11 protein-coding genes are annotated in these 12472 nt (G+C 37.1%); 7 read left to right on the top strand and 4 right to left on the bottom strand.

Going from position 1 to position 12472, the window contains the following annotated elements:
• The first annotated feature begins 652 nt into the window (after positions 1-652).
• Complete coding sequence (locus tag MKX49_RS12630; RefSeq protein ID WP_340876637.1) at positions 653-1282, top strand: NAD(P)H-binding protein; 630 nt, start codon at positions 653-655, stop codon at positions 1280-1282.
• Between the two features lie 46 nt (positions 1283-1328).
• The gene (locus MKX49_RS12625) at positions 1329-2945 is read left to right on the top strand and encodes an FMN-binding glutamate synthase family protein (protein WP_340876636.1); all 1617 of its coding nucleotides are present in this window, start codon (positions 1329-1331) and stop codon (positions 2943-2945) included.
• A 1027-nt stretch (positions 2946-3972) separates the two neighbouring features.
• On the opposite strand, the gene MKX49_RS12620 is transcribed toward MKX49_RS12625, so the two are convergent.
• Together MKX49_RS12620 and MKX49_RS12615 are read right to left on the bottom strand one after the other, a co-directional pair.
• Positions 3973-4611, bottom strand: coding sequence for an HD domain-containing protein (locus MKX49_RS12620; RefSeq protein ID WP_340876635.1), 639 nt, complete (start codon positions 4609-4611; stop codon positions 3973-3975).
• Between the two features lie 104 nt (positions 4612-4715).
• The gene (locus MKX49_RS12615; protein ID WP_340878536.1) at positions 4716-5633 is read right to left on the bottom strand and encodes a LysR family transcriptional regulator; all 918 of its coding nucleotides are present in this window, start codon (positions 5631-5633) and stop codon (positions 4716-4718) included.
• 447 nt (positions 5634-6080) lie between these two features.
• Between MKX49_RS12615 and MKX49_RS12610 the strand changes: the two genes are divergently transcribed.
• Positions 6081-6692: an FMN-binding negative transcriptional regulator gene (locus MKX49_RS12610; RefSeq protein ID WP_323597357.1), complete on the top strand. Its 612-nt coding sequence runs from the start codon at positions 6081-6083 to the stop codon at positions 6690-6692.
• Between the two features lie 215 nt (positions 6693-6907).
• On the opposite strand, the gene pdxR is transcribed toward MKX49_RS12610, so the two are convergent.
• Positions 6908-8293 (bottom strand): MocR-like pyridoxine biosynthesis transcription factor PdxR, encoded by a 1386-nt coding sequence (gene pdxR, locus MKX49_RS12605; RefSeq protein WP_340876634.1) that lies wholly within the window; start codon positions 8291-8293, stop codon positions 6908-6910.
• A 126-nt stretch (positions 8294-8419) separates the two neighbouring features.
• On the opposite strand from pdxR, the gene MKX49_RS12600 reads away from it, so the two are divergent.
• The 3 genes from MKX49_RS12600 to MKX49_RS28435 all read left to right on the top strand — a co-directional run bounded on the left by MKX49_RS12600 (position 8420) and on the right by MKX49_RS28435 (position 10981).
• Positions 8420-9043 (top strand): FMN-binding negative transcriptional regulator, encoded by a 624-nt coding sequence (locus MKX49_RS12600; RefSeq protein ID WP_048686129.1) that lies wholly within the window; start codon positions 8420-8422, stop codon positions 9041-9043.
• A gap of 262 nt (positions 9044-9305) precedes the next feature.
• The gene (locus MKX49_RS12595; protein WP_063593793.1) at positions 9306-9944 is read left to right on the top strand and encodes a LysE family translocator; all 639 of its coding nucleotides are present in this window, start codon (positions 9306-9308) and stop codon (positions 9942-9944) included.
• Between the two features lie 914 nt (positions 9945-10858).
• Positions 10859-10981 carry a DNA methyltransferase gene (locus tag MKX49_RS28435; RefSeq protein ID WP_081088624.1) on the top strand — a complete coding sequence of 41 codons (123 nt, stop codon included), beginning with the start codon at positions 10859-10861 and terminating at the stop codon, positions 10979-10981.
• Between the two features lie 292 nt (positions 10982-11273).
• Here the strand turns inward: MKX49_RS28435 and MKX49_RS12590 are convergent, their stop codons facing one another.
• A complete protein-coding gene (locus MKX49_RS12590; RefSeq protein ID WP_340876633.1) occupies positions 11274-11819 on the bottom strand; it encodes a cysteine hydrolase family protein in 546 nt (181 codons plus the stop codon).
• Between the two features lie 119 nt (positions 11820-11938).
• Between MKX49_RS12590 and MKX49_RS12585 the strand changes: the two genes are divergently transcribed.
• Positions 11939-12382 carry an Lrp/AsnC family transcriptional regulator gene (locus MKX49_RS12585; RefSeq protein WP_048686120.1) on the top strand — a complete coding sequence of 148 codons (444 nt, stop codon included), beginning with the start codon at positions 11939-11941 and terminating at the stop codon, positions 12380-12382.
• Positions 12383-12472: the final 90 nt, after the last annotated feature.

Genomic DNA, 12472 nt, shown 5'->3' with positions numbered 1-12472 from the left:
ATATATTAACAATATATTTATTAATCCTGAATCTTTAGTATATTACTAGAGGTTCTTTTTTCATATATGGATAGCTTGTCAGTTTAGCATTCCTGTAGTTAGTAATTTTTCAGTTTTGAAAAAATAGGGCTCCTCATTTCCGGATTGATAAATATAGTTTTTATACTTTATAGATGGCAGTATCCTTCGTGTGGAATTCCTCAATATGGTGTTCGTAAGAAAGTTTGTGCCGATTAACTATAGAATGTATGGAGTGATTACATAAGAAATTAATATTTATAAGAGATAATTTTTCGGGTTTGTTTCCCCAGGAAATAATCGTCTTTAATATCAAGTTTTCTATAATTCCCCGAATCAAACCCCATTTACTTCACAAGAGCTGAGTAGTTGGGTTTCGTTATTATTTAAATTCCAATCACTAATCTAGTTCGTACAGCTTCAGTAATAATGGATGTCAGATTATTAATTTTGAGATTACTACGTTCAATATAAGTAAAAAAAGTCTAATTGCTTCCACTGAAGAATGGGAATTCCCCTAATAATAAACTATCAAAGAATCGTTAAAATTAACGATACGGCGAAGACGCTTAATTGTTTCATTAAACTTTAAAGTGGTAAATATATATTATGAAACTAGCAGGGAGGTATTAAAATGAGAGTTCTAGTAATAGGAACAGAGGACATGACCGGAGAGCACGTTGTAAAACAGCTGGCAGACAGGCACCATAACCCGGTAGCACTGGTGGGAGCAGAGAATAAAGTAGAGGAAATGGTTAAACTTGGAGCTCGAGATGTAGTTTCTTTGGAAAGAAGGGATTTTTCCAGTGCTTTTTCGGGCTGTGAAGCAGTAATCTACCTGAGTAGCGCCAGTCCCCGGACTGGGGAGGGCAAACCAATACTGGTTGACCATCAGTCAGTAATAGACTCTGTTGAGGCTGCTAAGAAACATGGGGTGAAGCGCTTTGTTCTGATGAACACCATGCGAGCAAAAGAAATGGAAAGCTTAGATTCTAGTACAAACGATGTCAAGTACCACTCAGAAGAGCTATTAAAACAGGAAAAGCTTACATATACGGTTATACGGACAAGTATGCCTGTGGATAAGCCGGGAATAGGTAAAGTTGAAGCTGGACCATCAATTGTGAATGGCAAAGGCGAGATACCAAAAGAGGATATTGCTTCTGTATTGGTCAAAGCGCTGGATACTGAAGAAGTATTTAATAAAACGTTCCATGTAACTTCTGGCGAAATTCTGATTGATGAAGCACTCCAAAGATTATAGATAACTCGAGTAACTTGCACAAAAATAAGAAGCAAAGGGTGATAAAATGTCCAAGTTAAAAAATTACCTTCCCACAGTTTTAAAAGGATCTGCGGTTTTAGGGACAGTTGCGGCCGCAGCGTACTTTTACCGAAAGGATGATACACAAAAACAACATTCAATCCTGAGGAATTTCCCCCTAATCGGCAGAATTAGATACATGACAGAGCTAATAGGACCTGAACTTAGGCAGTATTTATTTGAAAATAATAATGAAGGCACCCCTTTCTCAAGAAAGGAATTCGAGGATGTTGTAAAAGCAGGAAAATATAAGGAGCGTTTAATCGGATTTGGATCGGAACGTGACTTCAATGAGGCTGGATACTATATTCGAAATAGTATGTTTCCCAATCTCCGGGAAGAATTGAGAATAGATAATAGCCAAAAAATCAATACAAAGGTATATGAAGTAGATGAGGAAGGTCTATTGACCAGAAAGGAGAAGCGCGAAGATAGACAAATAGAACCGTACTTTTTACGAGACGAGGATGCTGTCATAATCGGAGGGGATACATGCCGGAATCCCTTTAAATTAAAGGGGCTCGTAGGACAGTCTGCAATGAGCTACGGGGCACTCGGTGAGAATGCCATCACTGCACTGTCGAGAGGATTAGGGCTTGCAGGAGGAACATGGATGAATACTGGTGAAGGTGGTCTTTCCAAATATCATCTCTCCGGAAATCCCGACATCATGATGCAAATCGGTCCGGGACTGTTTGGAGTAAGGACACCAGGTGGGGAGTTCTCCTGGGAAGAATTCAAGAAGAAAAGTGAAATCGAGCAAGTAAAGGCATTTGAAATTAAGCTGGCACAAGGTGCCAAAATCAGAGGTGGGCATATTGAAGGACAGAAGGTGACAGAAGAAATTGCCCAAATCCGCCTGGTAGAACCTGGCCAAACGATCAATAGCCCTAACAGGTTCTATGAATTCAAGAATTTTAATGAATTGTTCGAATTTGTGGAAAGAATGAGGGATGTAGGCGGAAAGCCTATCGGTATCAAAATTGTTGTGGGGGATCTTGATGCACTTGAGGAAATGACGAAAACCATGAGAGATACAGGTAAAGGGCCGGATTTTATCACGGTGGATGGCGGGGAAGGCGGAACTGGGGCAACCTATCAGGAGCTTGCAGATGCAGTCGGACTCCCAATTATGTCAGCCTTGCCACTTGTAGATGAGATGTTAAAAAAATATGGTATACGAAGCCGGGTCAAGCTGATTGCATCAGGCAAGCTGACTTCTCCAGATAAAGTGGCGGTCGCTTTAGCGATGGGGGCAGATTTAGTCAATATAGCCCGCGGTTTTATGATTAGCGTTGGCTGCATCATGGCTGAAATCTGCCATACAAATCATTGCCCTGCAGGAGTAGCCACAACTGATTCAAAGTTGCAGGAAGGTCTGGTTATTGAGGAAAAACAATACCGAGTCGCCAATTACGTGATTTCCCTCCGCGAGGGGCTATTTAACCTTGCAGCTGCCGCAGGTATAGATACTCCGACCAAATTTGAACGAAAACACATCGTTCACAAGGATGAATGGGGAAGAGTTTCCCCTGTCCGGGACATCACCCTCACTCCCGAAAAAGTGGAGAAGTTAAGAAATAAGGAAAAAGTGGAGAAATAGCTTGGCGGGATTTTTATTTTTAATATATAGAAGAAACTCGTCAAAAAGGTAAGCCTTTGCTCAATGCAGCAAAGGCTATTTAAGTGCGTCCGGCATTGGTGCAATCTATATCTCTCGAAACATGAAGGCAGTAGGAGTGTGAAGGGTGTCTGAATATTCAAATAAAATAGAGTAAAAGGTAAAATATCGAGGTTTCAAGGAAGGATTGTTTACAAATGGAAAATGAGCTCGTCTAGTAACATCTTCTGAGACCCGTGAGATAGTAAAAGTAACAGAAAGACCAGAAGTCATTTCATTTGCGGGGGGACTTCCTGTTTCAGAGCTGTTTCCTGTAGAAGCGCTTAAAGTTGCGTGCAATATTGTATTGAATGAAGAGGGAGCGGCATTTCTTCAATATATATGTGCGTGTGAATGACCCCGTGAACTATACCCGTTGATTTGGATGGGGCAAAAGGAGAGAGCCGAATCAGGCATTTCAAGAAACCGTATGGTGAAGTTGCTTTACAGCTTTAAGAAAATAAGCTTGTGGACGTTTCCCACAAACTTCTGATAGATGACTGGCAGGAAGTCATCCGTTTGGCAGGACAGAAAGTGGGCTGGAAAGTATTTAATCGATTTTTATTTGAGAATGGAATAAAGTTTATAGTTGAATGTTACTGTTTCAAACACAGGGGTCTTTATTAGTTATGAATAAAAATAAACAACCAAGGGAGAAACCTAATTGGTTGTTTATTTTTTATTTTCGCTCCTTTCGTAAAGATTGTTGTTTTTAAACGAAACTATTTAAGGTTGATTGGAGCGGAAGTGCGAGACTCCTGCGGGAGCAGCGGGACAGGTGAGACCCCACAGGCGTTTACGCCGAGGAGGCTCACCGCCCGCCCCGCGGAAAGCGAGCATCTGGAGGGGAAATCAACCACACCGCACTACTTGGTAAATAGCAACAAAGTATGCGAAAACAGCCTTTATTTTTTAGTAGCTTCCTTGGCCGATATAACCTTTTGTACAAACTTTCTGTCATTTTTGTACCCTATTCTGTCCAAGGTGAATGCAAAATACAATCACAGAAATTTTTATTTTTATATTCCGGTTTAAAATATTCAATAATATCTTCCTTCATATTGCCGAAAGTGGTTTCTGGCTTATGCTTAAAGCCCTCATAAAACGCTGGAATAATGTCCTTTTTGAAATTGTTACGTGGGAAGGCTTTTATAATTTCTTCACGCAAGTCGTCAGGGAATTGTTCAAAGCCATCTCCCATCACATCTAAACCAACACCTGAAAAGAGTAGTGCCACTTCAGCTTCTTTATGTTCTGCAACGCCAGGTGTCGTATGTAATGCAATAGCATCCCATACAAGGCGAATCGACTCATCTGGAATTTGATACTGTTGTAAAAAGCTCCTCGCAGCATTTGCACCGTCTACTTCAAATCGTAAATCTGGACTGCTGAACTTTTTTGTTAAACCTAAATCATGGAATAATGCACTAACATATAGCAACTCTAAATCATGATTCTGCTTCGTTTTTTTTCCGTTGACTGCACCAAATAAAAATACACGATTTGAATGATTCCACAACAAGTCGTCCCCATGCTCGCGTAAAAGATCTGCTGCTTCTTTAGCCAATTGAGAATCTGGAATTTTAATACCTGCTACTTCTTGAAACATAATTGAAAATCCCCTTTACAATTTGATTATGAACTTGTTTTCATTGTAAAGAGGAATTTATCATTTATCTATCCATTCATTTCTATGATAATAATAGATAAAAACTATAATATAGAACTTTTTAAAGAAGCTATCTCATCTTTTTCTGTATGAAAACTCAGCCTTTCGATTTCACATAATAATAACTCAATATACTTACGTGCCGCATAATTGATAAAACGATTCTTTTTCATCACGAGATAAACAGATCTAGTCAAAGTTGGTTTTTCAATACGTTGGAAAAATAAATCCTCTGTATCATAAAATTCATATAATGTACGCGAAACAAAACTGCGGCCAACCCCATTTCGAACGAGCTTCAAGATAGATTCAATGCTAGACGTTTCGACGATAGGTTCTAACTGCCTGCCAGCCTCAAGACTCGTTTTATCAAGTATTTTTCTGCATTGATGGATATTTGGAAATAAAATAAGCGGACTGTCTAAAACATCGGAAAATGAAACCTTCCGCTCTCCATTACTTTGATTACTAATCAGGTAAAATTCTTCATCATACAACTTCGTCACCATCAACATATCATCACGATTGAATTCAAAACCAATACCAAAATCTGCTTGATTCTCTAAAAGAGCCTTTTCCACTTGATCAGTACTTTGAACAAACACTTTTATGTTTGGATATAATTGGTTGAATTTAATGCACAAAGTGGATACCAAATCAGTTATTTCTCCTGGTAACACGGCAATTTTCAATTCCCCGATTTCTACTTTTGTAAGTGCTCTAATTTGAGAAGATATACTTTGTAAGGAATTTTGAATATTCAATGCTTCTTGTTGTACGATTTCCCCCACCTTAGTAAGTTCAATCTTCTTACCAATACGGTTGAATAGTGCATAGCCCACATCTTGTTCAAGCATTTTAATTTGATGGCTTAAAGTTGGTTGCGAAATTCCTAATTTTTCAGCTGCTTTTGTAAAATGCAGTTCTTTACTGACCATTAAGAAATATTCTAAATGTCTTATTTCGATACTATTTCAATCCTTTCTAATGAAAATAATTAAATCTGTATGCTTCCAATAAAATAATCTAGTTATTAAGTTACTTTATTTGAAGGGATTATTCCATAATTTGGCCCGATTGCTGGATAAAATTAAAAAACTCCATTAGGCTATTTGTTATTTTGGTTCATAAATACCTCACTATGATTTGGATAACGGGCCTGGTTAAACAGAAATCATGTCTAATTACTGCTTAAAATTGAAGCTGTAATTAATTCACTAAATGTAAGTTTAATATTCATCAAAATAAAAGGTCATCATTATATGAAAATTGTAATCAATATTGACATGTACAATTTATAATAATTGTACCTTTTTAGATGTCAGTTTACATAATAGAATATTTTCTATAATACTTAAAATTTGAGATAGCCGAAAATTGAAATGACTTTATCAAGGAGGAGCTAAATCATGTATATCCCTAAACATTTTCAACTCAAGGATGAAGAAATAATTTATGATTTTATCGAAAAGTACAGCTTTGCCACTTTATTTTCTCAACACAATGGAGAACCATACGCTACCCATCTTCCACTCACATTAAATAAAGGTGAAAGTTCATTATATGGTCATTTTGCCCGTCCAAACGAACAATGGAAGGATATAGAATACCAAAAAGTTCTTGCGGTTTTCCAAGGTCCTCACTCTTATATATCTCCTTCTTGGTATGAAACAACGATGGCAGTTCCTACTTGGAATTATGTCTCTATACATATATATGGAAAGATGGAGATTGTCGAAGATCAAAAAGTCATATTCGATTCCCTGAATGATATGGTAAAAAAATATGAAAGTCCAGATAGCCCATACAATTTAATTGATGTGGATTCCAGATTTATCGAAGGAATGAGTAAAGGGATTGTAGCATTTAAAATAAAAATCACAAAAATTGAAGCGAAAGCTAAATTAAGTCAAAATCACCCTGTGGAACGGCAAGAATTAATTATTAAGAATCTAGAAAACACTTCTCAACAAGATAATATACAAGTAGCGTCTCTTATGAAGAAGAATCTACAAAAATAAAAGTTATTCGACATTGTCTTGTTCAACTGATGTGGTAGATTTGTTAAAAAATTAAGCCTAATTTCAGATGGAAATTAGGCTTAGTTTTTGATCTACAATTGACACTTAATTTCATCGCAATTAAAAATTAAGGGACCTATGAAGATTATTTATCGGTGCAGCACCAAACATTCAAATAAAACAGCTACAATTCATTCTTTCAAAGAATGGTGGAGTTATTCTTTGAACCATGCCTTCTTTAAGAGTTTCACACCCACATCAATTTCATGGGAAGAAAGATTACTGAAACCCAATTTTACCATTGGTCCGTCGGTGTTATTTTTAATGAAGTAGAGAGAAGTAGGATACACAGTAACTCCATGTAAGGAAGCTTGCTGAATTAACCATTCTTCTGAATGCTTCAGATGTACTTTGACTAATACGTACAAACCAGATTGTTCACCAATAATGGATATATTTTGAGCGAATTGCTCTTTTAAAGCGGATACTAAGTGCTGCATTTTTCTTTTATAAACAAGGCGCATGCGTTTAATATGTCTACTCCATTCTCCCTCTTCCATAAATTTAGCCATTGTAAGTTGGCTAAGCAGGGAGGTAGTAGCTTCAAAATGAAGAAACTGATTTTTATAACGATTTAAAAGTGGCTGTGGCAAGACCATATAACTTAAACGAATTCCTGGAAGAAAGGACTTCGAGAAATTCCCTAAATAAATGACTCTTGCTGAATCAATGGAGGCAAGAGCAGGGAATGGTTTTTGTGTATAGCGAAATTCACTATCATAATCGTCTTCGATAATATATCCACGCATCTTGTTAACCCAATGAATAATCATTTGCCGTTGTTGGATAGACATGCTTACTCCAATGGGGCTTTGATGGGAAGGAGTTACATAGATTAATCGTGATTTCATTTGTTCTAATTGTGAAAGTTCAGCACCTGTTTCATAAACCGGCAAAGTTTCAAACATAAAACGATGGAAATGAAAAGCTTCCCTGGCACCGTCGTAACCAGGGTCTTCAACTATAATACTCTGGAATTCATCCTTCAGTATATGTCCCAGGTATACAAGCATTTGTTGGGTACTGCTTCCGATAATAATTGCATTTGCATTTGTTTTCACGCCGCGTGATTGGAATAAATATGTGGAGATTTGTTCGCGCAGGCATTCTTCCCCAAATGGTTCCCCGTATCGAAAGCTATCCTGTAATGTTAATACTTGATTAGCCATTCTCCTCCAAATTTTCAGTGGGAAATGTGTTTGATCAACGGCATCTGCCCTGAAATTAACTTCCGGAGGTCTCTTGGACTCAGTCCGCTTTTTATCATAAGAGATTAAGGGTTCCTGAAATATACGGGGTTCTAACTCGTTTGCAAAATAACCTTTTCTGCCCTCTCCACGAATATACCCTTCAGCAACAAGTTGTTCATATGCCAGTAAAGTTGTATTGCGGCTTACATGTAAAGAATCTGCAAGTTGACGAATGGAGGGTAATTGCTCATTTGCCAAAATGTCTCCTTGTTCAATATATGATTTGAATTTCTCATAGATTTGTTTGTATTTTGGGGCGTTATCATTGAACGTAAAAATGGTATTATTCATTTGCATTCCCTCTGACATGTATATTTGTTTAATATTGTACCTTTTTTTATGTCAACTTGTATAATAATATTTTTTTATCGGATATTTATTTTAAAAATTCAAATACAAGTTGAAAGGAAGATGATTGTGTACATTCCTAAGCAATATCGTATGAAAAATGAAGAAGCAGTTCAAATTATGAAGTCTAACCCGTTTGCCTTATTGATTACTGTTAATGAACATCGTCCCTTGGCTACTCATATTCCTTTGGAAATTCGCGAAGATGAAGGGAAAATCTATGCGACTGGGCATATTGCATACGGAAACATGCAGAAAAAGACTTTAGACAATAATAGTGATGTGTTACTGATTTTTCAAGGGCAGCACGCTTACATTTCATCAAGTTGGTATCAGTGCGAAGAGGTTCCAACATGGGACTATCTAGCTGTACATGCGTATGGATCAGCGCGTTTAATCACTGAAGACGAGCTGATTTCCTCCTTGGATACTATGCTTAATCATTATGAGGGTCACCGAGAAAATGGCCGGACCTGGGAAACGTTTGATCCAGAGTTGCTAAAGAGTGAAATGAAAGGAATAGTGGGCTTTGAAATTGAAATCACATCTATTCAAGCTGCAGCCAAAATGAGTCAAAATCGTAATGACACCGATTACAAAGCGATTATTACAGAGCTTGAAAAATCAAATGAACAAGGGGAGATTCAGGTTGCGAAATGGATGCGTGAGCAAAGGAAAGGGTCAATTGAATGATTAGTATATTAATAGGGTTTGCTGTGGCACCCTAAAAACAAAAATGGTGTTTATCATTTTTTAAGGAAAGCAAAGGTAAGTCAAAACCATTCCTTACAGACAGGAGCTCATAATAAAAAAAGTTGGAACAGATTCCTTTTCTAAATGAGCAACAAATCGCCTCCTTGATGAAAACGAACCTAAAAAAAGTGTAATCTTGCTTTCACCATCAAGGAGGAGCCCAATAAATCTTGTGCCAAAATACAATAAGGAGTTGCTTTTTATGGAGTTTTCAAATATTTGGCTATTTGTAATTGCTGCTGCTACATTGTTAATAATACCTGGACCGGCTGTGTTGTATATTATGGCAAGAAGTATAGACCAAGGGAAGAAGGCGGGCATAGTATCAGTTCTTGGTGTATCACTTGGCGGTTCTGTTCACGTTTTAGCTGGAGCGATTGGAGTTTCAGCGATCCTTATGACATCAGCAACAGCCTTTAATATCGTTAAATACTTGGGTGCTGCTTATCTTATCTATCTGGGGTGCAGGACTTTATTTTCTACATCTGATCGAACGACTTCAGAAATTCCAAAAGCCCCTCGCAAAAAGATATTAAAGATATTTTACGAATCTGCGCTCGTAGAAGTAATGAATCCTAAGACAGCACTCTTTTTTTTAGCCTTCTTTCCGCAATTCATATCACCTTCGGCCGGATCAGTCACCATACAATTTTTACTTTTAGGAATTATATTTATTATCCTAGCTTTTATTAGTGATGGTCTGTATGCAGTACTTGCAGCAAGTATTAGAAAGCGGATTCTGGGTAGTGAAGTGAATTCTAGGTTTCAGAATCGGATAACTGGTTATTTATATATTGTTCTAGGGGTATTCTCCGTCTTTGCGAGCCCCTCCAAAACATAAGAGTATTTGATAAAAATCGATTCTACTAAGATAATAAGTAAAATGAAATGGAAAGATATTTTATGCCTAGATTTATCATTGATGATGATTTTTGGTCGTTATTCCCTCATGCAATTGCATGCTTTAAAGTCAATGGCAGCCTCAATTTTACGAACCAACTAGGTCGCAGGCACCAGTTGCTCTCCCTGAATAGAATCATGTTTAGAAGGCATTCTCATCACACAAGTTTTTTAAATAATTCGGTTAAAATCAATAAAGACTCTAGGCAAAAGGTTTCTATCTAAAGGTTTGGAGCGAAAGTGCGAGACTCCTGCGGGAAAAACGTGTCAAGGGGAGACCCCCCAGGCGCAAAGGTGCAGAGGAGGCTTCCTCGCGACCGTCCGCTGAAAGCAAGTGCCTGGAGCGGAAATCAACATCCAAATGGTACAGGCAAGGCAAAAACTGTAGATCCAATCATATTGACATGGGAGCCACAGTTTGTAGACTACCATCTAAAAGCTAAACCAAAGTTGATTGGAGAGAAAGGTGCGAGACTCCCGCGGAAAGCGAGTGCCTGGAGCGTAAATCAACGTCTAAATAGTACACCCATAAAAAACCATAGGCATACTCAATTTTCATCGAGTTTGCCTACAGTCTGAGGTAAGGGCACTATTATACTCTTATCTTTTCTTTGATAATTGCAGCTTCTGCCTTTTTAAACTTAACAAATACGTTGTCATACTCGGTTTTCAAGTAATTCATCATCTTTTGTTTTTAACGGGAATTATGAAAGTAAAAGGAAAGTCGTTCAAAAAAAGAGAAGGGTTTTATCATAAAGGGTCAAAAAGAACGTTTAATTCTTATTAATAGGGGCTTCTAATGATGCTCCTGCGTTAGTGGAAACGTAAGAATTCACCCTTGTCAAAATTAAGTTATTGTTTGAAAAAGTATTACATCGTTTTATGGGGTCAGGATCAACAGGACAGGCTGCAATTAACCTAAAAGGGAACTTTATTGGTTTCGAATTAGATAATAAGCTACGAATGTTAAGCTTTTAAAAGTTGATTGTGCAGTCTTATTTTGGCCGTGAGATAAGTGTTTATTTGATACAGGTATTTTAGTATTGAGGTACTGTCACATGCCCTAGCTTGATGGGCATGTGACGGTATACCTTTAACATCATTTCTCTTTTTTTGGTTTGAGTTTTCTTGTGCAACGGGTAGTTGCACATTTGCAGGAAACTGCAAGATACAGCTTGGATAACAGTCTAACATCAGTAAAAAAGGGAGCTTGTTTTAAAACAAGCTCCCTCTTATAATAAATTATTGGTTCTAAGGTTGTATTATTTTTTTATTCCAGGAAATCCTCTGTCGAAATTACATTGGCATACATACCGTTAAGTGCGCTGACAAAGGCATAATGGACCTGTTCAGCTGGAACGACCTTATCTTGATAAGATAAGTCCCTTGTCGCACATGCATCTTCAATAAGTGTAGTTTCAAAGCCTAAATCCACTGCAGCTCTGACTGTGGCATCAATGCACATATGCGTCATCATACCTACAATCACTAGCTTTGTTACTCCTTTTTCTTTTAATTTGCTTTCTAATTCAGTCTGTAAAAAGCTGTTAGGGAAATGTTTTATGATAACGCTTTCGTGTTCTAATGGTAGAACAGCTTCATTTAGTTTAACTCCATCCGTATTCGGAAGAAAAAAGCCTAACCCAGGATCACTAGCGATATGCTGAACATGAAAAATATTATCTTTGTTATTCTGCCTAAACCATTCAAGAACTTTAGCAGCATTAACGGCTGCTTTTTTAGGGTTGCTTAATTCCATCTTTCCATTTGGAAAATAGTCATTTTGAATATCGACAATGATTAAAGCTGTGCTCATTTTTTCCACCTCTTTTAAAAATTTTAGTACAATATAATGATAAATGATATATTGATTTCTATCGATACTTTGATGAAACACTTTTATATCAAAGCATTTCATGGTGAAAGGAATTTATTATGGAACTTGATAACATTGATTTTCAAATCCTTCGGTTATTATCCGAAAATTCACGTATTCAGTGGAAAGACTTAGGTGAACAAATTCATATGACGGGACAAGCAGTAGGAAATCGGATTAAAAAACTTGAGGAAAATGGAGTAATTAAAGCCTACTCACTAATAGTCGATGAAATGAAATTAGGACTTTCTTATACAGCATTTGTCATTATTTATATGAAAACAGCAAACCATGATTCGTTTATACGTTTTATTAATGATAGAAATGAGATAGTTGAAGCTCACCGAGTATCGGGAGAAGGTTGTTACCATTTAAAAATAAAAGTTAACTCTCAAGAACTATTGAATCTTTTTCTTAATAAAATTCTCGATTATGGGAACTATTCTTTATATCTATCAATACAAGAAATTAAGCAACATAATCCATTGACTGCCACAATTTAATAAATATATTTTTATTTAAAAGAAGATACTGTATTCCCAATCATCATGAATCGTTCCAAGTATGGGGATGTTCGACTGGGACAGTAGCAG

Source organism: Peribacillus sp. FSL M8-0224, assembly GCF_038003055.1.
In the GTDB taxonomy this organism is placed as follows: domain Bacteria; phylum Bacillota; class Bacilli; order Bacillales; family DSM-1321; genus Peribacillus; species Peribacillus frigoritolerans.
Note: the sequence above shows the minus strand (reverse complement) of the source record. Positions and strands in the feature narration are given on the sequence as shown.